Raw genomic sequence first — 23,689 nt, 5'->3', positions numbered from 1 at the left:
CAAACGGAAACATCCCGAATGCTAGTATGCTAATTGGGATGTTTTTTTAATTCTACGCAGATGAAATGGAAATGTAGAATCACGATGAGAAAAGGAGGTTTTTCCATGATACAAGCAAACTGGCATACACCTTCCGTGTAGTCACCCGCTGCCGAGATGTTCTTTGCATGGAGCAGAGGAAGAGCTAGAGCGCCAGTGCCAGCCAATCCCCAAAGTAAAATTTATTATCCGAAAATCAACGGAAATAGTTGACTTGTAACATTTTATTGTATTTTAACAGGATAATATTTAAAAAATGGTTTTTTGATGTCATTTTAATTGATTCATCCCCGATTTTGCCCATTCTATTTCACAAATCATCCATCCTCCTGGCTCAAAATCACCATCCGAATTCATTTTTTGACCATATCGCCAGCCCTCCATATTCATTATTCTGTGGAAGAGATGCATCTCACCACCATAACCTAAAGTAGCGGAGGTCATGTAATGAAAAAATGGTTATCTTCTGTGCTGGTCCTCATGATGCTGGGGACGTCGCTGGCCGCGTGTTCTTCTAAAGAAGAGACGGCAACGAACAGCAAAAACACAGGGTCAACGAATGATACGGAAACAAGCAGTGAAGCAGTGACCTATCCCATCAAGACAGACAAGAAGCTCACCTATTGGGGAGAAATCAACGGCAACTTAATCGGAGTTGCAGCAACGCACGAGGATGTTCCTTTTTTTAGAGATTGGCAAAAGCAAACCGGGGTACCGCTTAAGTTCACCGCCCCGCCGACCGGACAGGTGAAGGAAGCACTGAACGTGATGCTGGCTTCCGGTGATTTGCCGGATATGATTGAATACAACTTTTTGGGTGACTTTCCAGGGGGGCCTGAGAAAGCGATTAACGACGGATACATTCTGAAGCTAAACGATCTGATCGACAAGCACGCACCGAATCTGAAGAAATATCTGCAGGACAATCCTGATGTGGACAAAATGGTAAAGACCGACAGCGGCAGTTATTATGCCTTCCCGTTTGTACGTGGTGACGACTTCCTGCGGGTGTTCCAAGGACCGATTATCCGCCAGGACTGGCTTGATGAACTGGGTCTGCCGGTACCTGAAACCATCGACGACTGGACGAAGACATTGACAGCGTTCAAAGAGAAGAAAGGCGCCAAGGCTCCTTTCGCGGTCGTAAGCAAACCGCGTTTCTTCAATGAATCCGGCAATGGTGCTTTCCTGGGCGCTTTCGGCGTGACTCGCGGCTTCTATCAGGAGGATGGCAAGATTAAGTTTGGTCCTTCTGAAAGCGGATTCAAAGAATACCTGAAGCTGTTCCGTCAGTGGTATGCCGATGGCCTGATCGACAAGAACATTGCAACCGCCGATTCCAAGGCATTGGACGGCAACATGGCCTCAGGTGCGACTGGCGCATCCGTAGGTAACGCAGGTGGCGGGATCGGCAAATGGCAGCCGCTGGTGGAGGGTAATGACCCGAAAGCCGTGCTGGTGGCTGCACCTTATCCGGTCCTGAACAAGGGAGAAACACCGAAGTTTGGTCAAAAACATCAGGCGTATGCATCTGAAGGAACGGTCGCTATCTCGACTTCTGCGAAGGACCCTGTCCTGGCTGTGGAAATGCTGGATTACGGCTATAGCGAGGAAGGCCGGCTGTTCTTTAACTTCGGGACGGAAGGCGTCAGCTACAACATGGAAGACGGTTATCCGAAATATACCGATCTGCTGATGAAGAATCCTGACAAGCTGGCTCCGGCACAGGCCATTTCGATGTATGCCCGCGGCAGCTATAACGGTCCATTCATTCAGGATAAACGGTATGCCGAGCAATTTTTTGCCCTGCAGACCCAGCGTGATGCGGTGGGCATCTGGAAGAACACGGACGCAGCCAAATACAGCTTGCCGCCGATCACACCGACACCGGAGGAAAGCTCCGAATACGCAACGATTATGAACGATATCAACACGCTGGTGGATGAGATGACGCTGAAGATTATTTTGGGTCAGGAGCCGGTTGATCAGTACGAGAGCTATGTGAACAAAATGAATTCGCTACATCTGGACCGCGCTATTGCGATTCAGCAGGCCGCACTGGATCGTTACAAAGCACGTTAAGATCATCAGGATAAGAAGGAGGGGGCGTGCCTGCCCTCTCTCTCAAATTGGATAGAGGTGAGACAGCCATATGGCAAAAACACAACCCGCAGTGGGCAAGCAAGCGCCGGGATCTGCTAGAAGCACCAACCGTTTTATCCGCGACTTCCGGATCAACAAGTATCTTTATCTCATGATGATCCCTGTAGTCGCGTACTATCTGATCTTCCACTATGCGCCGATGTACGGGGCGCTCATCGCCTTTAAGGAATATTCCCCCATGAAGGGGATTCTGGGCAGCGATTGGGTCGGACTAAAGCATTTTTATGATTTCTTCAACAGCTATTACTTCTGGCGGATTTTGAAAAATACAATCGTCATCAGCCTGTATTCGCTGATCTTTGAGTTTCCCGCACCCATCATCCTGGCGCTTCTGATCAACGAGGTACGCAGCAAATCCTTCAAGCGGGTAGCGCAGACGATTACCTATATGCCTTATTTTATTTCACTTGTCGTCATTTGCGGGATTATTACCGACTTCACGAATGCAGACGGCATTATCAACAGCTTGTTCACTTATTTCGGCTATGACGGTCAGGCCATGCTGCAAAAGCCGGAGCTGTTCCGTCCCATCTATATCCTGTCAGAGATCTGGCAGCGGATCGGCTGGGAGTCGATTATTTATATCGCCGCGCTGATGAGCATCGATGTGGAACAGTATGAAGCGGCCCGCATGGACGGCGCCAGCCGGCTCAAGCAGATGTTTTATATCACATTGCCGGGGATTCTGCCGACCATCTCCATTATGCTCATTCTGCGAATGGGGAACCTGCTCAATGTTGGCTTTGAAAAAATCATTTTGCTCTACAACCCGATCACGTACGAGACGGCCGATGTCATATCGTCCTTTGTCTATCGTAAGGGTCTGCTTGAATTCGGCTGGAGCTACAGCTCTGCCGTAGGTTTATTTAATTCAGTGATCAATCTGGCGCTGCTGGTCACCGCGAATTATATAAGCCGTAAAGTGAACAAAAACAGCTTGTGGTGAGGTGAAACCCATGAAGGAAGAAAGCTCTATTTTCGATAAACTATTCTATGCCGGCATCTATGTATTTCTGACATTTCTTGTTGTGGTCACGCTGTATCCGCTGCTGTATGTGCTGTTCGCATCCTTTAGCGACTCCGCGCAGTTGATGGTGCATAAGGGAATTCTGTGGCGGCCGCTCGGTATTAATTTTGATGCGTATAAAAGTGTACTGGCCAACTCCGGCATCCTGACCGGTTACCGCAATACGATGTTCATCGTGGTGGCCGGCCTTGCCGTTAACCTCGTTATGACCGCGCTGGGCGCTTATGTACTGTCCCGCAAAAACGTGCTGTGGAATAATGCCTTCATGGTGCTGATTATTTTTACGATGTTTTTTAATGGCGGATTGATTCCATTGTATCTTGTCGTCAAAGGGGTGGGGCTGCTGGATTCGCTCTGGTCAACCATCATTCCTTTTGCCATCAGCACGTTCAATCTGATCATTATGCGCACGGCCTTTATGGGCATTCCTGACAGTCTGGAGGAATCGGCTAAAATCGACGGGGCGAACCATTTCACCATCCTGTTCCGGATTATCATTCCACTTTCCATGCCGGTCATCGCCGTGATGATTCTATATTATGCGGTAGATAAATGGAATGGCTGGTTTTATGCCTCCGTATTTATCAAGAGCCGGGAACTGTACCCGCTGCAGCTGGTACTGAGGGAAATCCTGATCGCCAACTCCACGGACAGCATGTCCGCCGGAGCCAGCGCCGGAGACCGTCAGCAGATCGGCGAAACGATCAAATACGCGACGATAATGGTGGCTACGATCCCGATTCTATGTGTATATCCGTTCGTACAGCGCTTTTTCGTTAAGGGTGTTATGGTGGGTTCGCTGAAAGGATAAGTGGAGAGTGGCGATATAAGCAGAGGCAAAGTGAGTTGGTGATAGTAAAGTGCTAGTGAACAGCAACAGTAAAGGGCTGGTTAAATGTCCAGAGCTGATAAGGATTAAATAAAACTATATAAGCCGAACAAAATATGCCGAACAAAAGAAAGTGACGAAAAGCGAAGAGGGAGGAGAAGTTTGGGACTATAGGAGCGAGCCGCTCGCCTGAAAGCTTACCGCAGGAAACTCCTACCCGTAAGCATAATCTGGCGCCAGAAGATTTAGCCGTTAGAAGTGGTTGAAAAGAGATAATCTTCGAGACAAAGCGACCGGAAGCCCAAATTATCCACGGTAGTGAGGTAGGGCCTATGTTTGTTTCTCAAGCTACTTCCAAGCTGCTCAAGTAACTCAGGAAACTAAGGTAAATTCAGGAAACTCAAGTAACTCAAGTAACTCACGCGAACTCAGGCAACTTAGGTAACTCAGGCAACTTAGGTAACTCAGGCGGCTCAGGCAACTCAGGCAGCTCAGGCAGCTCAGGCAACTCAGGTAACTCAAGCAATTCAAGTAACTCAAGCAACTTAGGTAACTCAGGCAGCTCAAGCAACTCACGCGACTTAGGTAACGCAAGCAACTCACGCGAACTCAAGCAACTCAGGCAACGCAAGCAACGCAAGCAACTCAGGCAACGCAAGCAACTCAGGCAACGCAAGCAACTTATGTAACTCAAGCAACTCAGGTAACTCAAGCAACGCAAGCAACTCAAGCAACTTAGGTAACTCACGCGAACTCAAGCAACTTAAGCAACTCAAGCAACTCAAGCAACTCAAGCAACTCAAGCAACTCAAGCAACTCAAGCAACTCAAGCAACTCAAGCAACTCAAGCAACTCAAGCAGCTCAAGCAACTTAGGCAACTCAAGTAACTCAGGCGGCTCAGGCAACTCAAGCAACTCAAGCAACTCAAGCAGCTCAGGCAACTCAAGCAACTTAAGCAACTTAAGCAGCTCAGGCAACGCAAGCAACGCAGGTAACTCAAGCAATTCAAGTAACTCAAGAAAACTTAGGTAACTCAGGCGGCTCAGGCAACTCAGGCAGCTCAGGCAGCTCAGGCAACTCAAGCAACTCAAGCAACTTAGGTAACTCACGCGAACTCAAGCAACTCAAGCAACTTAAGTAACTCAAACCGCTCCCTGGCTACCACTCTCAAGCTACTCCGAATGTAAATAAGGGCATTTTTGTACCTTAATTTTGTTGAAATGGATGATCTGAGCAAAATAAGTGCATTTTTGTATGCTAATTCTTCCTGATATAGTCCCAGGACGACACTTTTCACAAAATAAGGTACAATATTGCTCTTATATCCTTAATTTTCCACGAAACAAGAAATATAAGGTACAAAAATGCCGTTAATTTGGAATGCAGAATGAAATACCGTTGATCATCTTTATGGAGTCCAAGACAACTGTGGCCGAAAGCTCGTCTTTGCTGGAGAGCCACGGGGAACACTGTTTGAATTTTAAAATCCTTATATAACTAAAGTAATAAATAGTCATCTAGATAACAAGGAGTTAACGTGATATTAAAGGGCTAACGAGACATTAAAACTGCTGAGATAACAAGAATATCTAAAAGAAAAATAGAAAGGAGCACCTCAATTATGGAAACAACACAATATACCTTCGATGCTGCCGCAGTCTGGGGCAGACTGGAGCGCAAGACGACGCTTATGCTCCGCCTGATTGGCGATAAATCGCCGCATGTAGCTGGGAAAGACGGCAAGTATGACGATAAGCGGATCGACTGGTGGACGTCCGGCTTCTGGCCGGGGATCCTGTGGCTCATGTATGACATGACCGGCAAGGAAGCATACAAAGAGGCTGCCTGGAGCTGGGACGAGCGGCTGGAGCGGCTCATGCTGGAGCCTAATGCCTACGATCATGATGTGGGCTTTCAATTCTTGCCCACGGCGGTGTTCAAGCATCTGCTGACCGGCGATGCGGACGGTCTGCGCCGCGGATTGTTCGCGGCGAACTTCCTTGCCGGACGGTACAACCTGAAAGGCCGGTTCATCCGGGCTTGGAACGGCGACAAGCATGGCTGGTCCATCATCGACACCTCGATGAACTTGTCGCTGCTATTCTGGGCTTCGCAGCAGTCCGGCGATCCCCGGTTCGCGCAGATTGCCCGGTCCCATACGGAGACCGTGCTGAAGCACTTCATCCGGGATGATGGGTCGGTGAACCACATCGTGGTGTTCGACCCGGATTCCGGCGAGCGCCTCGAAGTGCTCGGCGGGCAGGGCCATGCCCCGGATTCGGGCTGGAGCCGGGGCGCAGCATGGGCGCTCTACGGCATGGCGAATACCTATCGCCACACGGGCGATGAGGTATTTCTGCATGCGGCGCGGCGAGTCGCCCATTTTTTCCTCGCGAACCTCCCGGAGGATGAGGTCGTGCACTGGGATTTCCGCGCGGCAGCGAGCCTTACTGGCGAGCCGCGCGACACCTCAGCAGCCGCCTGCGCTGCGTCGGGGCTGCTGGAGATCGCCGAGCGTCTGACACCGGCCGAAGGCCAGGTCTATCGCGCGGCGGCGGAGCGCATCCTGGGGTCGCTGGATGCGCACTACAGCACGTGGGAGGATGACAGCCATGAGGCCATCCTCCTCCACGGCACCGGCCACAAACCGGCCGGTGAGAACGTGGACGTGTCGCTGATCTACGGCGACTACTTCTTCGTGGAGGCCATCGCCAAGCTGAAGGGCTGGGAGCACCGGATTTTTTGAAGGCAGCATCGTATTTTTTTAGTTGTTGTCACCCGCACCCGCGCAGCTACTTCTTCGCGGAGGCCATCGCCAAGCTGAAAGGCTGGGAGCACCGAATTTTTTGATGCCAGCACCGGATTTTTTGAGCTGTTGTCACCCCACATCCTTGTAATTACGGCCTTTTTCAGGCATAAACACCCATATGACAATGACCCGAAATGGAACCTTCCACTCGGGTCATTGTCATTTTTATCAATCCGTTTTAACTTTTTGAACATTCCCTCTGCTGAAATGATCGTTATAATAAGAATACGCCGAATCCAAATCATATCAGAAGATGAGGGGTTTTTTTGAATCTAAAATATTTGTGGGAGAAACGGAAAAGTATCATCGTTACCTGGTTAATCTCATACAGCGCCGTCTTGTTCGTGCCGATGATTGTCAGCCTGCTGGTATACACCCAGTCGAGTCAGGCGCTGAAAAGTGAGATTCATCGTGCCAATGATTCGATGCTGAGACAGGTTCGGTATACCATTGACACCCAGATTGATCTGATGAAGCGTCTGAATATGGAGATGACCTGGAACAACAAGCTCCAGGATCTGATGTATTCAAGCAAAACCCCGGGCGATGCCCAGTTCACGGTCTATCAATTGGTCAAAGAGCTGCGGATGTATCAGACCTCGTATGCCTCTATAGACGAGTTCTATGTCACCTGGGATCAAGATGGGTCTGTTATCCGGTCCGGTAATGTGCGCGATTTGGAAACCGCTTTCAATACGATTCACAACACCGGTTCCTTGACCTATGAACAGTGGCTGGATACGATCCATGGATCGGCGAATAACCGTTTTCTGCTGCTGCCTCATCTAGATTCGGCCAAACCGCAGACCGGCATAGCTTACCTGACCCACTTGCCGAAGGATTTGAACGGGAGGGAGACGGGGACGGTAGTGGTTATGGCGGATACCGCAAGGTTCCAGAAGGCCATCGAGGGCATATCCGGCTTCAGCGGTGGTCAAATCCTGGTCCTTAATGAAGAGAACGAGGTACTGCTGTCCAACCTGCCAGTATCCATCAATCTGGAGCAGCTATTGCAGGATTTACCGGCCGACAGCGGCCAAGTCATGAATATTCCGGCAAGAGACGGGGATTCCGAGCTTTTTTACATTCAATCTTCCATATCTAAACTAAAATATGTCCTGATGATCCCGAGCAGTATTTATTGGGAAAAAGCGGAGTATGTCCGCAGATTCACTTATATCAGCCTCTTTCTCAGTTTTGTGAGCGCGGGGGTGCTGACCTGGTTCTTTATGCGCCGCAATTATTCACCGATTCAGCAGCTTGTACAGCTTCTGACAGACAAGAACTCTCATGAAGAACGGACCGACTGGAACGAACTGAGCTTTATTCAAAGATCCATCTCGAAAACCAGAAGTGAAAAGGAAAAAATCGCTCTGCAGCTGGAGGCTCAACAGCATGTGCTGCGCTCTAATATGCTCAATCGGCTTCTCAAAGGTAAAACAGATCCGCTGATTCCATACGAAGAGGCATTTGAGTCTTTTGACATCAAGCTGTTGTCAGAAGAGTTTGCGGTGATCCTGTTCATGGTGGAGAACGGTGAAAGTTTGTCCGCCCAGCTGCCAGGCATTGATCTGCATGAGAAAAGCAAGCTGATTCAGTTCATCATCAGTAATGTGGTAGAGGAGCTGGCGGAGCAGTATCACCATGTCGGATATACGGTGGAAGTGGATGATATGATGGTGTGTTTGGTGAATTGTGGAGAGCCTGAGTCCACTGTGTTCAAAGACGACCTTAAGGCTATTGCTGCGGAAGCGCAGCGCTTTCTGGCCAGCTATCAGATGGTACTGACGCTGTCCATCGGCGGCATTCATTCCTCCCTGTCAGGTATTGCTGAAGCGTACCGCGAGGCAGTAGACGCCATGGCCTATAAAATGGTGCTCGGCAAACAGGAGATCATTGCTTATGACGAAATTCGCAGAGAGACAACGGATCATTCACAGACCGGATATTATTATCCGCTACAGGTGGAGCAACAGATTATCAATCTGATCAAGGTGGGTGACATGGAGCAGGTCACCAAAATCATCGACGAGGTGACAGACCGTAACTTCAATCAGCCGATTATTTCACTGACGCTTGCAAGGTGTCTGATCTTTAATCTTGCTGGAACTATGGTGAAGGCGATGAACGAACTTGGCGACGGGGACAGCAGCATGTTGGGCGATAACCCTTTATGGCTGGATCAAATCATTGCTTGTGACACCATCCTGGAGATGAAGGCGGAGCTCCAGACATTGGTTGCCGAAGTCTGTACGTTTGCCGCAGCCAAGTTGGAGCAGAACGTCTCACATGAACGGGCAGAATCGCTGCGCGATCTGGTTCTGAAGGTTACAGCGCATATTGAGGACCAATACAGTAATTCCAATCTGAGCGTCAATATGATCGGTGAGCATTTTAACATGAAGGGCAGTTATTTATCGAAGTTGTTTAAGAGCCAGACCGGGGAAGGCGTGCTGGATTATATCAACAAATACCGGATCGGGCAGGCTAAGGAGATGCTGAAGACGAGGCAGGCTTCAATTTCCGATATTGCTAAGCAGGCCGGGTACAACGAGGTGGCGACCTTTATTCGTGTATTCAAGAAATATGAGGGGATTACCCCGGGCAAATTCAAGGAAATGAAATGACACATCCGGAAGAAAGGAGGACGTTTCATGAGAGAACATAGAACGGAGAGCAATGGTGTAGAGAGAGTTGCTGGAGAACAATATACAGGAAGTCTGGATGATCAGAACGAATCAACCAAGGATGGCAAGCGGGGGATAGTCGGTCAATCCCGGCACATCCTGTGGCTGCTGCTGTTGCTTGCGGTGTTGGGATCCTCCTGCAAGGCACAGGAACCAAGGCAACAGGAGGCCTCATTGCCACCTTTCGCACAAAATAGTATAGAGGCGGATATTCCCCAAGAGGACGGTTATCCGATCCATACGAATAAGACGCTCACGTATTGGGCTGAGCTGAATGGCAACGCCGGCAATATCAAACCTACCTTTCAGGATGTCCCCTTCTTTCAGGAATGGCAGCACCGGACCGGGGTAAAGCTGGATTTCATTCAGCCTCCGGCCAATCAGGCCAGAGAGGCCATTAATGTGTTACTGGCTTCGGGGGATCTACCGGATATGCTGGAATACGAATGGGCCGGTTTTCCTGGGGGGCCGGAGAAGGCGATCAGCGACGGGTACATTTTGCGCTTGAATGAAGTCATGGACAAGTATGCACCTCATCTGAAGCAATATCTACGTGAGCATCCCGAGATCGATAAGCAGATTAAGACGGATAGCGGCAGCTATTACGTATTCCCCTTCATCCAGGGAGAAGAACAACTGCTTACTTACCAGGGGCCGATTATCCGCAAGGATTGGCTGGATGAGCTGGGGCTTCAGGTGCCTGTCACCATTGACGATTGGCATACCGTCCTGAAGGCCTTTAAGGAGAAGAAGGGGATTGCGGCACCCCTTAGTTTCCTGGGCGTCCCCAGCCCGCTATTCGGTATTGAGAGTGGGGCCTTTGTCGGGGCCTACGGGATTAAGAAAGGCTTTTATCTGGATCAGGGTCAAGTGAAGTACGGGGCAATGGAGCCTGGATACAAGTCCTTTCTGGCTCTGTTCCGAGAGTGGTATGCTGAAGGATTGATTGACAAAAATATGTCTTCCGTCGACACCAAGACGCTCGATGCCAATATGATCTCCGGCCGAAGCGGGGCCAGCATTTGGAATGCTGGTGCAGGCATTGGGATGTGGCAGCCCGCTGTGAAGGACAAATGGCCGCAGGCCAAGTTCGTCCCGGCTCCTTATCCGGTGCTTCATGCTGGAGAGAAGCCGAAATTCGGGCAGAGAGCCAATGCCTACATGGGCAGTGGTGGCGTAGCGATTTCCAGCAGTAGCAAGAATGTAGAGGAAGCGGTTCGCATGCTGGATTACGGCTACAGTCCCGCAGGACATCTGCTCTTCAACTTTGGTATTGAAGGAATTAGCTATGAGATGAAGAACGGGTATCCGCTTTATACCGATCTTATCATGCAGAACAAGGATAGGCTGGCACCGGCTCAATCACTGGCCATGTATACGCGGGCCAGTTATTTTGGCCCTTTTGTACAGGATGCCCGTTATCTGGAGCAGTATTACTTCCTGCCTGAGCAGAAGGATGCTGTAAGCATCTGGTCAGACACCGATGCCAAGCACACTATGCTGCCGCAAATCTCTAAAACCGAGAAGGAGAGTACTGAGTTCTCCGCAATCATGGCGGATGTTACGACACTGGTGGATGAAATGTCCCTGAAGATTATTTTTGGCATCGAGCCGCTAGAGAACTTCGACGATTACGTAGCCCAGATCAAAGCCCTGAAGATCGACCAGGCGATCGAGATTCAGACCGCAGCGCTGAAGCGTTATGTGAAACGGTGAGAGAGCATCAGTGAATGTCGATATAACAGAAAGCTATAAAGACATAAAGAGCTCTGCCGAAAAGTGGCAGGGTTTTTTCTTGTTTATTTGAGCCAAACTGGATGAGGTCCTGTTTGAAAAACCGGATGGTGTAAAAGTGACGGTCTTGTCTTAAACTAATCATTGATAATAATTATCATTTTCATAAGAGGGGAAGAAAAACAGAGATGCGTAAAAGAAAGCTACATATGGGAATTGTTTTTACTATTCTGCTAAGCCTTGCTTTGGCTGGCTGCGGCAATAAAGATCAAGCGTCGGTTTCCGGCTCTAACACAACAAAAGGGGAGGCCGCTCCCACTGAGCAAGCTTCCAAGGCTGTCTCCATTAAGCACGCATGGGGCGAAACGGAGTTTGCACAAACGCCGCAAAAAATCGTTACACTGGATTTTTCCTTTATTGATACGTTGACTGCCCTTGGAGTGACGCCGGTAGGGAATGCAGGCGTAGGCAAGACCAAGGTTCCTGAATACTTGGCGGATAAAGTGACTGGAGTGGCCGATGTGGGAGAGCGCAAGGCTCCCAATTTGGAGGTCATCCAGTCCCTGAAGCCAGATCTGATCATTGCCAGTGTGGACCGTCATGCCATGATTCGGAAGGAACTGGAGGGTATTACGCAGACGGTTGCTTTTGATGATGCGAGTATTGATCAAATCATGAGCAATGTAACCACTATTGGAGAAATGCTGGGCAAGAGTGAAGAAGCCGACAAGGTGAACAATGGACTGAAAGCGAAGATTGCAGAAGTGAAGAGTAGTATGCAAGGCTCCCCTTCGGTTCTGGTAGTCGGCTACTTCGACGATCACTTCACGGTGTGGATCAAGGATTCCTTTATCGGAACGCTCTTGACGCAAAGCGGCCTGAACTATGCTTTCAATGGAGAGATTACCAGTACGGAAGGCAAGGGCGAGGGAACGCGTATGGCACTGGAACGTTTGCATGAGCTGAACCCGGATTATATCATGATGTATGGCGACAGCACAGATAAGCTGAAGTCCAACCCGCTATATCAAGATATGAAGGCTGTGAAGGAAGGCCATCTTGTGAATGTAGACCGTGATCTATGGGCGCGTGCCCGCGGACCGATTGCAGCGGATAAGATTTTGACTCAGGTTCAGGATATCCTGAAGGAAAAAAGTGCATCCAAGTAGGGAGAGATCTCTTTTGAGTGATATCGGTTTGAAAAAAGAAGGGGAGGCGCGTAAAGCGCCCCCCTTGTGGTTGGTTTTCAGCATTTTCGGAGTGATTCTGCTTGCTATAGCCGCTGTCACCCTCAGCTACCGGGTAAAGGGATTGACCTGGTCAACGTTGTTCTCCACCACAAACGATGAAGTCTTGACTTACACATTGTGGTCTATTCGCGCGCCCCGGCTTCTCCTGTCCATCATTTTGGGCGCCGGGCTTGCGGTTGCGGGCTGCCTGCTGCAGAGTATGACCCGCAATCCGCTGTCTGATCCCGAGATTCTGGGGATTAACCAAGGTGCTTCCTGCTTCGCAGTTATTGCCATCGTCGGATTTGGCGAGCGGGACAGCTCGACCGTGATTCTGCTGGCTTCTTTATGCGGTGCCGGGGCTATCGGTCTCTTAATTTCCTGGTTATCCCGTTACAGTGGAAATGATGCCTCCCGGCTAATGCTGGCGGGTGTTGCGATAAGTGCATTTATGGGTGCTTTAACAACCGGATTTATTTTGCTCTTTGAGACGCAGCTTATCGAGATTTTGTACTGGATGGCCGGAAAATTGACAGGGACTACATGGAGTGACAACAAACTGGTCTGGGCACTGGATATTCCCGCCCTAATCGTGGCTTTTTTGCTGGCCAGAACGTTGAATTTGCTGGGGCAAGGGGAAGAGCTGGCCACCGGGCTTGGGGTAAATGTGCCCCGTGTCCGGCAACTGATCGGTGTACTGATCGTTGTTCTGACAGGCAGTGCTGTCGCCGTAGCGGGACCAATCGGTTTTATCGGACTCATGGTACCGCATATGGCGAAACGGCTCGGCGGTTTAGATCACAAGGTTATTTTACCGCTGTCCGCGATTATGGGAGCGGTGCTGCTGTCTGCTGCTGATTTTTTGTCGCAATGGCTGACTTATCCTGCTGATCTGCCAGTAGGTATTATTACGGCATTCATGGGGGTACCCTTCTTTTTGTACCTGCTGCGCCGTCAGCGGGAGGGCCATAGATAATGAAACTGAGAAAATGGACCCGTTTTGGGCAGATCGTTGCGTTATTGTTATTGCTGCTGATTATAGCGGCGGTCTTGAGTCTCCGTTTTGGAGCGGTGAATACGCCGCTGCGGGAGATTTTGGCCGAACTGGCCGGCGGAGAACCGCTGGTGCTTAAATATCGTCTGCCGCGGCTGATCATCGCAGTCCTGACCGGGATCAATATGGCTGTCTCCGGGGCCATCCTGCAGAGCATCACCCGGAACCCGCTGGCTGCACCCGATATTGTCGGTGTCACCGCCGGCGGCGGTTTTGGTGCAGTGGTTGTGCTACTTGTTTTTCCGACATGGAGCGCGGTGGGACTCCCGATAGCAGCTTTTGCCGGAGCAGTGACAGCTGCTGTGATCGTCTACTTGTTCGCTTACCAGCGCGGCGGAATCCGGCCTACCCGACTTGCATTAACTGGTGTATCCGTGTCTCTGGGCTTTCATTCGCTGATTACGTTCTTGATTGTCAAATATGCACTGGATTCTTCCCAGGCACTTGTCTGGCTAAAAGGTAGTCTCTATGCCCGCTCATGGCAGCATGTGGAGATGCTCTGGCCCTGGACACTGGGTGGAGTGATTCTGGCACTGCTCAGTCACCGGCAGATCAATACGCTGCAATTAGACGAAGATACGGTAACCGGTCTTGGGCTGCGTATCCAGTTGGTACGCGTGCTGCTGCTGCTTACAGCAGTAGGACTGTCCGCAAGTTCGGTGGCTGTCTCCGGCACGATCGGCTTTGTTGGCCTGGTCATCCCGCCGTTGTCCAAATGGCTTGTCGGTCCTGATAGCCGATTGTACTTGCCTGTATCAGCTCTGCTGGGCGCTTTGCTGGTTACGCTGGCAGATCTGGCCGGCCGCGTGGTTCTGCCTCCCCTGGAAATTCCGGCGGGAATCTTCACTGCCCTGATCGGTGCGCCTTACTTTATCTATCTGCTGCTCATTCGCAGAGCACAGCCAAACAAGAGCCGGTCCCGTTAAGGGCTGGCTCTTGTTTGGTTTGTTTGGTGTCATTTTTCTAGTATTTCTGCAATTCAGCGCGCACAGCGTCCGCTAGGCCAGTTACGCCAGGTACAATATCCTGATCTGGCGGTCTGCTATAGGCCAGCCGCAGATAACCTGACTCAGCGCCGTATACCCCGCCCGGCACAAACGCTATACCTCTTTGCAGTGCTGCTTCCAGCAGCCGGCTTTCGTTGATCTCGCCCGGCAGCTTGCACCATAGATAGATTCCACCCTCAGGCTTGTTGAAGCTGACTATCCCAGGCAGCTCTCGCTCCAAGGCACTGATGGTTAAATTTCGTTTGTACAGAAGCCTTTGCCGCAAAAGCTCCAGGTGGGACACAAAGGCAGGCGAAGACATAAACTCTGCCGCAATATGCTGAGGGATGATGCTGAAGCCAAGATCCATCTGCCGTCTGGCATCGGCAAGTCGACTGAGGATAGACTTCGGGGCAACAATCCAGCCAATGTGCAGGCCTGGTGCAGCAATTCTGGAGAAGGAGCCTGTATAGAGCATACCGGAGGCTGTATCCTCAGATTTCAGCGGGAAGGCCTGTTCCCCGTTGTATCCGGTCAAGCCCAGCGGATCATCCTCTACAACCGGAAGCCGCAGCTCGCTGGCTGTCTCCAGCAGTAGCTTACGTCTTTCCCTGCTCAGCAGCGTTCCAGTAGGATTCTGGAAATTAGGGTTGATGAACAGCATCTTGATCCGATGCTTCCTGTGCAGTGTGCGCAGACTATCCGGGCAAATGCCCTCATCATCCACTGGCAGCCTGAATAACCGTAGTCCTGCTGACTGGAACATCGACAATGAACGGAAAAAAGAAGGTGACTCGACCCCAATGGCATCACCCGGTGACAGCAGGCATTGGGTAATTAAGTGCAGTGATTGCTGTGAGCCCGAAGTGACCATTATAGAATCCGGAGTCGTCTGGATGCCCCTATAGCGTGCAAGAAATTCTGCCAAGGCCTGACGTAGAGGAAGATACCCTTGCGGAAGATCGGGCCCTTCATGCGGAGAATAACGGTATTCGCTAATAATACGATTGATCTCGTCTGTCGGCACTAATTCTAGCGAAAGCTTTCCACTGGCAAAATCAATCAGCCCGGGATCATGCTCCAGTGCTTCGCGGACGCGGCGGAGCAGGGGGAGATTGGGCAGAAAGTTGCCGCTATCCGCGTAAGCCTGCCAACTCGGCGTAGGGGGCATACTTCTTTGTCTGAACGGGCTGACAAGCGTCCCGCTGCCTGGCCGGGTCTCGATCACACCCTGTGAGCGCAGCTCTGAATAAGCGAGCACTACCGTGCTGCGATTGACCTTGTACTGCTCCGCCAGCTTCCGTTCCGAGGGTAGCTTACTGCCAGGAGGGTACTCTCCTTGTGCTATTTTTTCTCCCAGAAGATCAGCGATTTGAAGATACACCGGTCTGTTGCTTTGCCGATTCGGTTTCCACATATATTTATCACCTGCCATTGCTAATCCTGATTAGGGTAGTTTTTTTCATTCTACACTATTTCGGTGGGGACTACCCAGTCGATCCATATTCCAGCTTTTGAGATAAATATGTTGCCTTGGAGTACAGACTTAACATCGTATTTAGTGTAAACTGAATGTAAAGTGGTTACGGAACAGTTAGTGTTTTTCTGAAAAGGCTCTTCATGTGAAGAGTTTTTTCCAATTTTACAGAAAAGAATGTGATGATGGTTATGCAGCTTCGCGCTCGTCTTCCGAAGAAACGTTTTCTAGAAAAGTACCTCTCAGGGGAGAGCATGGATTACCGGCAAATTATAGCGTTGTTTATTCCGGTTTTGATTGATCAGGCTTTCATTATCGGGCTCAACCTGGTGAATACCGCGATGATCAGCTCGTCGGGAGTAGCGGCGGTCAGTGCGGTCAATATGGTGGATGCGCTGAATATTTTCCTGATCAACGTCTTTGTCGCGGTTGCCACCGGGGGAACGGTAGTAGTTGCACAGTATAAGGGGAGCGGCAATGACCGAATGGTCTCTCAGGCGACAGCAGGCTCCGTCACTTCGGTGTCACTGATCGCGGTTGGCATCGGCCTTCTTCTGATGGGCTTCCACACGCCTATACTTAATCTTCTGTTCGGGTCAGCTTCGGCCGACGTACTGGATAGCGCGCGGGTTTATCTGATCGGCAGCAGCATCTCTTATCTGGGTATCGCTACGGTTCAGGCGGTGTGCGGAGCCTTACGGGGTGTCGGTAGAACCCGGGCGTCCCTGGTACTGTCGTTGATCATGAACTTGCTGTACGTTGTCCTCAACGTAGTTTTTATTAACCTGCTGCATATGGGTGTACTGGGAATGACACTTGCGATTAATATCGCCCGTTATGTGGGAATGGCCTGTGCCTTGTACTATCTGTTCAAAGTAGACACTGCACTACGAGTCCGCGTGCGCGACTTATTCCATATTCCAATGACTATGCTTCGAAAAATCATGTTCATCGGCCTGCCATTCGCAGCAGAGCAGATGTTCTTCAATGGCGGTAAGCTTTTGACCCAAGTATTCATTGTCAGCCTGGGTACCTACGCCATTGCGACCAATGCTATCGCGGGTTCGCTCGCTATGGTGTTTCAGATTCCGGTCAGCGCGTTGTCACTAACCATTGTGACGGTGGTCGGTCAATGTATTGGACGGGGGAATGTCGCTGATGCCAGAAAGTTCATCAAGGCCTTTCTCTGGATCGGTTCCGGGTCGCTGGCGCTGATTGCCTTAATTCTGATGCCACTGTTCCACCCGCTGGTATCGATCTTCTCGCCACCGCCGGAGATCATTCATGATCTGTTTGTGGTGTTGCTGGTCAATTCCATCGCACAGGTGCCGCTGTGGGCCATCAGCTTTGTCCTGCCGTCCGCGTTACGGGCGGCGGGGGACTCCAAATTCACTTCCATCACTTCAATGCTGACCATGTGGCTGTTCCGGGTAATTCTTGGCTATATTCTGGGGATCGTGCTCGGCTACGGCATTCTGGGGGTATGGCTGGCGATGAACAGCGAATGGGCCGTCCGCGGGGGTATTTTCCTGTGGCGGTTCCGCGGCAAGAAGTGGTATGCGCATAAGCTGATTTAAGAATCTGCCATAAGCTAAATAAGAGACAGGACAGAGATGGGTATAGCGGGGAGCTGCATAAAATATGTGGCTCTCTTTTTTGTATAGTAAATTGAAGAAAAAGGGATTGATCCTAATGATTTCATCGTGTAAAATAAATAATTACGCATAAATATACAGAGGTGATTTTAAAGAAATGGCACTATTACTTACCTACGTTCTATTAGGATTCTCTATCGCTCTTCCAGTTGGTACGATTACAATTGAAATGACGAAGCAGGGACTTAAGAATGGATTCATGCACGGATGGATTGTCGGACTGGGCGGAATGACCGTGGACATGTTGTTAATCATCGGGCTCTATTTGGGCCTGGCTTCGGTACTATCTCTTCCAATTATACAAGTGATTATGTGGCTGGTTGGTGCACTGTTCTTATGTTACGTGGGCTATGACAGCATCAAGAATGCGAATCATGATATTTCACTAGCCGGAGAGAAGAACACCAAATCGCTATTTTCATCTTATAAAAATGGATTGCTCGTTGCCGTTTCGCCAGGTAATCTTGTGTTCTGGGTGAGCGTCTTCGGCACCGTGCTCGCGGATTCATTCGACCAATCCAATAAAGGAAGCTTCCTGATCGTCGGTTTGGGGATCATGCTCGGCATTCTGATCCATGACTTGGGCCTAATGACGATTGTAGCGACTACGCGGAGAGCGTTGAACCACACGGCCATCAAATGGGTGACAATTGCAGCGGGCGTAGTCCTGATCGGTTTTGCAGGTTATTTCTTCTACCAGTTTGTGATCAGTGTGAGACAATATTTCTAAGTGAGCTCAGCCCTAAAGGTAAATTCTTTGCAAACTAAAATGAATTTTCTGTAACGAAGATCGCAATAATAGCCGTGATTATGGGCCGGTTACTGTCAGCAAAGAGAGGGAGGGGCTTTTTCCCGGCTTCACCCGTGTCATCATCGGAATTAGAACTAACCTGTTATTGGAATTGGAGTGGAAGGCATCCAGTTCAGGATGTATATTAGTACTCGTGAAGTTACAAAGCAGTAAGGTTTCTTTCATAGGATCGTTACTTACCGCCACATCCTCCGTGCTAAGATGGTCCTAACATAAGCGCTATACACAAGGAGGAAGTTCACGATGACTTTGAAACAACCCATTCTAAAAATAACCCTTGCTGCTGCATTGACGACCGTAGTTGGTGTAGGGGCCGTTATAGCGAATCCAGGCCTTCTGCCTGTAAGCCATGCTGCTTCCGCGAAATCAACCGTACCTGCGGCGAGCTCGGCGTCAGAACAAGCCCTGAAGACCTTGAACAGCTTCTATAAGCCAGCGCTTAAAGGCCAATTCCCTGGCTCTGTCAGCGGACTGGCCGTGGGCAAGAGCACTCGTCAGGATGTTTATAAATTGATCGGCAAGCCTGAGCAAAAGGCTCCAGATGCAGATGCATTTGAAGTCTATCACGCTGAAATGGGCCATCCGGGTTATGCAATTGCCTATAAACTGGACAAGATTCGCGAAATTCGCTACCTGGGCACAAATGTTGAACGCCAGACCAATATCGGCGGCATCACGATGAGTATGCTGAAGAAAAATTGGTTTGCTCCGACCTCTACAACTACCATTAAAAATGGCAAGCTCAAACAAACAAAACTAACCTATGTTCGCGGTGATTATAAACTGGAGTTTATTTTCAACAGCAGCACGGATTTGGATCATATTAATTTGCTGCATTCTTAATAACATGATATAAGCCTGTGTCAATGGCTTGGAAAAGAACTAAAAAGCAGAGCAGTGATTCCCTGAGGGAGCCGCTGCCCTGCTTTTTTTGGAGGAGGAGCATTGGGGTATCTAACCTAAACATTCCCCGCTGTGCCGGAGATTAATTATAAAAGTTAATTGTCGGTGAAGGTTCAGCCCCGCTTGCATACCACTTGTTCAAACTGCTGACAAAATCGATGACTTTATTGGTATTCAAATCAAATACCAGCAGATCCGGATCTCCAGCAGTATCGATAAAATCAAAACGGCGTGGTGTTGTTCTTCCGCTTGTATCTACAAAAGAAGAATAATGTTGGGTCGGCGGGCCGGACCGGAACTCGGATTCAAAATAAGTGAACAGCGTACCTTCTTTCAAATAAAGCAGAACGGCATTATTGGAGCTGGCATATGCTGAAGAATAGCTGACGCCAGTGGTCACACGTGACACCCTTGCATCAGAAATACTATGATTGCGTGATGAATAATTGCCGCCATAGGAGAATGTATAGTCACGTTTCCAGTCCAAATGAGGGTTGACGTCGGCGGCATTCTTAGTGCTGGCAACAAATGAACCATTGACGAAAATTTTATCATCCGGGTACTGCATTGTTACGTATAGCAGAGAGTTAGTATAAGACAAAACCGCCGCCTGATGATCAAAAGGGTTTGTGGCGTTCATATGAATACTGTAGGAAGTACCGAGTGTACCTGTAGAAGTTACACGCAGTCCCCAGTCCCCTGCACCAAGTCCAGTAACATACATTACATTATTTGGGGCGGACGAGATATTAGTGGATGTAGCCGTTCCTGTTGTCCAATCGATTTTATACAGCTCGACTCTATAATTCGAGTTGGTAGATTTGATCTGAAAGAGGATGTTGCGGTTAGTAGGGACGCTAAAAAACCAAAAATCGGTAGGGTCTGCAGCTGTAAGCGAATCAGTAAAGTTCATCAAGTCACCAGTAACATCGTAATTGGCCATTATTGAAAAGGCTGGACGGCTCACAGGAATAGTTTGGTCAGCTTGAAGTTGAATGGTTGCAGGCTGAAGTGCCGCTCCGTCATTGCTTGATTCTACAGCAGACGTAGTGACAGTAAGATCTTCTGTTGCGGGCTCAGCCGATGCTAAGGTATTAAATGAACCAGATGTGAACACGACGATAAGCAACGAAAAGATCAAAAAATACTTACGGTATGATTTCAATTTCATCTTCCTTTTCTTTTTTATTTATATTGATTCACTATTCACCTAAGAAAATAATGAATTAATATTATATCCCTCTATTTCCATAATATATATTATTATACTAACATCTATGATTGCAACAAGTAAAAAAATGTTAATTTGCATATAGAGTTTCGTATAATTTCACACCAGAATATCCCAATCCTTGAACACTGGCTGCAGTCCGTTCTGATACAGCATCTCCCGGATCTCGGACACACTGCGTCCGTCGGAGATCTCAAACTGAGGGGTGCCTCCGTCGCTAACGTGTCCGCCTACTGCGGTGGATACACCTGCCGACATTTTGGTTACGCCAAGATGGATGAGCCGGTCGCGCAGATGTGCTGGTTCGCGGGTGGAGAGGGTAATTCCGGCCCGGGGCAGAAAAAGGCGATACGCGAGTATAACCTGCACCAGCGCACTGTCGGTGACATCCGAATCGGGATGATAGTCTCCCAGAAACGGGCGGAACCTCGGGATCGACAGGCTGATTTCGCAGTCGGGATACTTGCTCTGCAAATAATTAGCATGCAGTGCTGTAATAAAAGCCTCTTGCCGCCAATCATGCAGGCCGAGCAGCGCGCCTATCGTGACGGAGCGATAGCCAGCCGCACAGCCTCGTTCAGGAGCATCCAGACGAGCCCTGAAATTACGTTTAGGGCCTTTTATATGTAGTTTTCTGTATGTCTCCTGATGATAGACTTCCTGAAAGAGTGTCAAGCTGTCCACGCCCGCCTCTCCAAGCTCATGGTACTCCTGAACGGACAATGGGTTAACTTCGATGCCAATGGATGAGAAGTGCTTCCGCAGTACCTGAACACATTCCTTCATATAACTGACAGGGGAGTCTTTAGGGGATTCGCCTGTCAGCAGCAGGATATGCCGAATGCCGGTCCCGGCAATCGCGATTGCTTCTTTTTCGACTTCGTCCATGTCCAACTTCTTACGCGGAAAATCATAAATATAGCTGAAACTGCAATATTCGCAATGATTCACACAGTAATCCGATACATAGATCGGCGTAAAGAGCTGCATCACCTGACCGAATTGACTGCGGGTGACCTGCTGCGCTTTCTGAGCGATAGCCTCCAGATGTCTCCCGGCGGCAGGAGAGAGGAGGGCAAGAAGGTCGTCTTCATTCATTTTAGGCTTAGTCAAAATGCGCTGGATATCCAGATCCGTATATTCCGGGAACCGCTCTCTAAACGGGAAGCGTTCTAATTCTAGCAGTCTATCGTAGAAGCTCATGTTTTACCCTCCTATTGGCTCAGAAATCCGGTCAATGGCGAAGAAGCGGCGGCTTCCTGCTGTACCGGACCCAGCCCTGACAGATAAGCGAGTCGGCCTGCAGTTACCGCATTCCGGAAGGCAGCCGCCATACCTAACGGATCACGTGCAGTGGCGATGGCCGTATTCAGCAGCACAGCGGCGGCGCCCATTTCCATGGCTTCCGCTGCTTCTGAAGGGCGGCCGATCCCTGCATCCACGATCACAGGCAAATCTACTTCCTCAATCATAATTCCGACGAGCTCTTTGGTCCGCAGTCCCCTGTTGCTGCCGATGGGCGATCCAAGCGGCATAACTGCCGCCGCCCCGGCATCCCGCAACCTGAGAGCAGCGCCCAGGTCAGGGGTCATGTAAGGGAGCACGACAAAGCCTTCCGCAGCCAATACTTCTGTCGCGCGGATCGTCTCTATATTGTCGGGCAGCAAATAGCGCTGATCCTTAATGACCTCAAGCTTGATCCAGTTGCCCATGTCAGCCGCTTTGGCGAGCCGGGCGATACGAATGGCTTCTTCTGCAGTCCGGGCACCTGAGGTGTTGGGAAGTAGCGTCATACTGCCAGGGATATGCTGCAAAATATTTTCCTCACCCCACTCGGGATTGACTCTTCTTAACGCGACAGTAATGACTTCAGCGCCTGATGCTGTAATCACCTCGGGAATTAGTGTGTTGCGGTTATACTTGCCAGTGCCAATGAACAAACGGCTGGTCAGTGCTTTGCCGCCAATCTGAAAGATGTCGTTCATACGTAGAACTCCTCTCTTAAAGCCAAGTTATTTTTTAGCCAAAATATCGATGATAGAACGTACGGGCCACGGCGGTATCCGACGTGCCGTGAATGAGTACCCGGCCATCCGGGAACAGTGCGATTCGGTGTTTTTCCAGTTCCAACGACAGCATGTATGGATTTCTCCTAACTTCACCGTGTACTGCCAGCAGTTCTTCCCATAGTTCCAGATTCAGGAGAACCGCCCGGGCCGGCCGGATCTGTACGGTATCTCTCCCGCATAATACAGCGGTCTTGGACAGATTGGTCGCAGACAGGAAGGGATAGACCGCTTTCTCGCCGCAGCTCGGACAGTCGGCACGTTTAAGCTGTTCCGTAGCGACCGAGACATGCCGATTCTCCCACAGGTCAAAGGAAACCAGCGTGCCGCGCAGAGAATCCTTCTGTCCGGCGAGCCATTTTAACGCCTCGGTCGTTTGGTAAGCGGCAGTCATCTGAACAGCTGGTTGAATGATGCCCACCGTGTCGCAGGTATCGCCTTCCGCATGAAGCTCGTCAATCAGGCAGTGGAGGCAGGCGCTCTCTCCGGGGAGGACTGTCATAGAAATACCGCTGCTTCCTGTGCAAGCGCCGTAAATCCAAGGGATGCCTGCTTTGGCCGAGATATCGTTAATAATCATTCTGATTTCAAAATTGTCGGAAGCGTCGAGAATCAAATCGACTCCGACTGTATACTCCCTAATCTCTTCGGCGGCAGCATCGGCTACTATCCCTTCCACGGTCACAGACGAGTTCACGCTTCGTAATCTTTGTGCGGCTGCGATTGCTTTAGGTAGTCTCTGCTCCGCATCGGCTTCACTGTACAAATTCTGACGCTGCAAATTGCTCCATTCCACATAATCCCGGTCGACGATTCGTATTCGGCCTACCCCGGCACGGACCAGCGTCTCGGCAATAGCAGACCCCAGTGCGCCTGCACCCAGAACAAGCACACTGGAGCGGGCCAATCTGTCCTGACCTTCCGAACCTATGCCATGAAAACGTACCTGACGGCTGTACCGCTCTTGTTCTGCCGCAGTCAAAGCCAT

The 23,689-nt window shown here is 49.9% G+C and carries 19 protein-coding genes; 12 read left to right on the top strand and 7 right to left on the bottom strand.

Translation table 11 applies throughout. The features are described 5' to 3' along the window. The first annotated feature begins 486 nt into the window (after nt 1-486). The 3 genes from ACFRAM_RS06855 (at nt 487) to ACFRAM_RS06845 (ending at nt 4,040) form a co-directional block, all read left to right on the top strand. Nucleotides 487-2,121 (top strand): type 2 periplasmic-binding domain-containing protein, encoded by a 1,635-nt coding sequence (locus ACFRAM_RS06855; protein WP_379465119.1) that lies wholly within the window; start codon nt 487-489, stop codon nt 2,119-2,121. A gap of 70 nt (nt 2,122-2,191) precedes the next feature. After that, nucleotides 2,192-3,148: an ABC transporter permease gene (locus ACFRAM_RS06850; protein ID WP_379465118.1), complete on the top strand. Its 957-nt coding sequence runs from the start codon at nt 2,192-2,194 to the stop codon at nt 3,146-3,148. A gap of 10 nt (nt 3,149-3,158) precedes the next feature. Next, nucleotides 3,159-4,040 carry a carbohydrate ABC transporter permease gene (locus ACFRAM_RS06845; protein ID WP_066373602.1) on the top strand — a complete coding sequence of 294 codons (882 nt, stop codon included), beginning with the start codon at nt 3,159-3,161 and terminating at the stop codon, nt 4,038-4,040. A gap of 617 nt (nt 4,041-4,657) precedes the next feature. On the opposite strand, the gene ACFRAM_RS06840 is transcribed toward ACFRAM_RS06845, so the two are convergent. Beyond that, entirely contained in the window at nt 4,658-4,792 is a 135-nt protein-coding gene (locus ACFRAM_RS06840) for a hypothetical protein (RefSeq protein WP_379465117.1), read from the bottom strand. Nucleotides 4,793-4,802: 10 nt separating this feature from the next. Continuing rightward, the gene (locus ACFRAM_RS06835) at nt 4,803-5,063 is read right to left on the bottom strand and encodes a hypothetical protein (protein ID WP_379465115.1); all 261 of its coding nucleotides are present in this window, start codon (nt 5,061-5,063) and stop codon (nt 4,803-4,805) included. A gap of 617 nt (nt 5,064-5,680) precedes the next feature. On the opposite strand from ACFRAM_RS06835, the gene ACFRAM_RS06830 reads away from it, so the two are divergent. From ACFRAM_RS06830 to ACFRAM_RS06805, 6 genes are all read left to right on the top strand, one after another. Then, complete coding sequence (locus tag ACFRAM_RS06830; protein WP_379465113.1) at nt 5,681-6,805, top strand: glycoside hydrolase family 88 protein; 1,125 nt, start codon at nt 5,681-5,683, stop codon at nt 6,803-6,805. A gap of 329 nt (nt 6,806-7,134) precedes the next feature. Continuing rightward, nucleotides 7,135-9,495, top strand: coding sequence for a helix-turn-helix domain-containing protein (locus tag ACFRAM_RS06825; protein WP_379465111.1), 2,361 nt, complete (start codon nt 7,135-7,137; stop codon nt 9,493-9,495). Nucleotides 9,496-9,522: 27 nt separating this feature from the next. Beyond that, a complete protein-coding gene (locus tag ACFRAM_RS06820; RefSeq protein WP_379465109.1) occupies nt 9,523-11,271 on the top strand; it encodes an extracellular solute-binding protein in 1,749 nt (582 codons plus the stop codon). Nucleotides 11,272-11,477: 206 nt separating this feature from the next. Further along, on the top strand, nt 11,478-12,458 hold the full coding sequence (locus ACFRAM_RS06815) for an ABC transporter substrate-binding protein (protein WP_175374068.1): 981 nt from the start codon (nt 11,478-11,480) through the stop codon (nt 12,456-12,458). A gap of 13 nt (nt 12,459-12,471) precedes the next feature. Further along, nucleotides 12,472-13,494, top strand: coding sequence for a FecCD family ABC transporter permease (locus tag ACFRAM_RS06810; protein ID WP_175374069.1), 1,023 nt, complete (start codon nt 12,472-12,474; stop codon nt 13,492-13,494). Next, nucleotides 13,494-14,498: a FecCD family ABC transporter permease gene (locus ACFRAM_RS06805; RefSeq protein WP_379465107.1), complete on the top strand. Its 1,005-nt coding sequence runs from the start codon at nt 13,494-13,496 to the stop codon at nt 14,496-14,498. The genes ACFRAM_RS06810 and ACFRAM_RS06805 overlap by 1 nt, the downstream gene beginning before the upstream one ends. Nucleotides 14,499-14,535: 37 nt before the next feature. On the opposite strand, the gene pdxR is transcribed toward ACFRAM_RS06805, so the two are convergent. Further along, entirely contained in the window at nt 14,536-15,975 is a 1,440-nt protein-coding gene (pdxR, locus tag ACFRAM_RS06800; RefSeq protein WP_379465105.1) for a MocR-like pyridoxine biosynthesis transcription factor PdxR, read from the bottom strand. 245 nt (nt 15,976-16,220) lie between these two features. Between pdxR and ACFRAM_RS06795 the strand changes: the two genes are divergently transcribed. The 3 genes from ACFRAM_RS06795 (at nt 16,221) to ACFRAM_RS06785 (ending at nt 19,344) form a co-directional block, all read left to right on the top strand. Next, a complete protein-coding gene (locus ACFRAM_RS06795) occupies nt 16,221-17,612 on the top strand; it encodes an MATE family efflux transporter (RefSeq protein WP_379465528.1) in 1,392 nt (463 codons plus the stop codon). A gap of 175 nt (nt 17,613-17,787) precedes the next feature. Beyond that, nucleotides 17,788-18,420 (top strand): LysE family translocator, encoded by a 633-nt coding sequence (locus ACFRAM_RS06790; RefSeq protein ID WP_379465104.1) that lies wholly within the window; start codon nt 17,788-17,790, stop codon nt 18,418-18,420. A 324-nt stretch (nt 18,421-18,744) separates the two neighbouring features. Then, nucleotides 18,745-19,344, top strand: a complete 600-nt coding sequence (locus ACFRAM_RS06785; protein ID WP_379465103.1) for a YjgB family protein — start codon at nt 18,745-18,747, stop codon at nt 19,342-19,344. Between the two features lie 142 nt (nt 19,345-19,486). Here ACFRAM_RS06785 and ACFRAM_RS06780 read toward each other — a convergent pair whose 3' ends face one another. The 4 genes from ACFRAM_RS06780 to ACFRAM_RS06765 form a co-directional block, all read right to left on the bottom strand. Continuing rightward, the gene (locus ACFRAM_RS06780; RefSeq protein ID WP_379465102.1) at nt 19,487-20,575 is read right to left on the bottom strand and encodes a hypothetical protein; all 1,089 of its coding nucleotides are present in this window, start codon (nt 20,573-20,575) and stop codon (nt 19,487-19,489) included. A gap of 159 nt (nt 20,576-20,734) precedes the next feature. Next, nucleotides 20,735-21,838 (bottom strand): 2-iminoacetate synthase ThiH, encoded by a 1,104-nt coding sequence (gene thiH, locus ACFRAM_RS06775; protein WP_175374075.1) that lies wholly within the window; start codon nt 21,836-21,838, stop codon nt 20,735-20,737. A gap of 11 nt (nt 21,839-21,849) precedes the next feature. Then, entirely contained in the window at nt 21,850-22,620 is a 771-nt protein-coding gene (locus ACFRAM_RS06770; RefSeq protein WP_379465101.1) for a thiazole synthase, read from the bottom strand. A 34-nt stretch (nt 22,621-22,654) separates the two neighbouring features. Continuing rightward, on the bottom strand, nt 22,655-23,689 hold the full coding sequence (locus ACFRAM_RS06765) for a ThiF family adenylyltransferase (RefSeq protein WP_379465099.1): 1,035 nt from the start codon (nt 23,687-23,689) through the stop codon (nt 22,655-22,657).

The sequence above is a fragment of the Paenibacillus sp. NPDC056722 genome, from assembly GCF_042790635.1.
GTDB classification, from domain to species: Bacteria; Bacillota; Bacilli; order Paenibacillales; family Paenibacillaceae; genus Paenibacillus_AQ; species Paenibacillus_AQ agri.
Note: the sequence above shows the minus strand (reverse complement) of the source record. Positions and strands in the feature narration are given on the sequence as shown.

Bases quoted from the DNA above. Each gene is read 5' to 3' on its own strand.
- ACFRAM_RS06855 (WP_379465119.1), top strand. From the start codon at position 487: ATGAAAAAATGGTTATCTTCTGTGCTGGTCCTCATGATGCTGGGGACG.
- ACFRAM_RS06780 (WP_379465102.1), bottom strand. From the start codon at position 20,575: ATGAAATTGAAATCATACCGTAAGTATTTTTTGATCTTTTCGTTGCTT.
- ACFRAM_RS06765 (WP_379465099.1), bottom strand. From the start codon at position 23,689: ATGGCTTTGACTGCGGCAGAACAAGAGCGGTACAGCCGTCAGGTACGT.
- ACFRAM_RS06830 (WP_379465113.1), top strand. From the start codon at position 5,681: ATGGAAACAACACAATATACCTTCGATGCTGCCGCAGTCTGGGGCAGA.
- ACFRAM_RS06790 (WP_379465104.1), top strand. From the start codon at position 17,788: ATGGCACTATTACTTACCTACGTTCTATTAGGATTCTCTATCGCTCTT.
- ACFRAM_RS06785 (WP_379465103.1), top strand. From the start codon at position 18,745: ATGACTTTGAAACAACCCATTCTAAAAATAACCCTTGCTGCTGCATTG.
- ACFRAM_RS06815 (WP_175374068.1), top strand. From the start codon at position 11,478: ATGCGTAAAAGAAAGCTACATATGGGAATTGTTTTTACTATTCTGCTA.
- ACFRAM_RS06850 (WP_379465118.1), top strand. From the start codon at position 2,192: ATGGCAAAAACACAACCCGCAGTGGGCAAGCAAGCGCCGGGATCTGCT.
- ACFRAM_RS06805 (WP_379465107.1), top strand. From the start codon at position 13,494: ATGAAACTGAGAAAATGGACCCGTTTTGGGCAGATCGTTGCGTTATTG.
- ACFRAM_RS06795 (WP_379465528.1), top strand. From the start codon at position 16,221: ATGGTTATGCAGCTTCGCGCTCGTCTTCCGAAGAAACGTTTTCTAGAA.
- thiH (WP_175374075.1), bottom strand. From the start codon at position 21,838: ATGAGCTTCTACGATAGACTGCTAGAATTAGAACGCTTCCCGTTTAGA.
- ACFRAM_RS06845 (WP_066373602.1), top strand. From the start codon at position 3,159: ATGAAGGAAGAAAGCTCTATTTTCGATAAACTATTCTATGCCGGCATC.
- pdxR (WP_379465105.1), bottom strand. From the start codon at position 15,975: ATGTGGAAACCGAATCGGCAAAGCAACAGACCGGTGTATCTTCAAATC.
- ACFRAM_RS06820 (WP_379465109.1), top strand. From the start codon at position 9,523: ATGAGAGAACATAGAACGGAGAGCAATGGTGTAGAGAGAGTTGCTGGA.
- ACFRAM_RS06770 (WP_379465101.1), bottom strand. From the start codon at position 22,620: ATGAACGACATCTTTCAGATTGGCGGCAAAGCACTGACCAGCCGTTTG.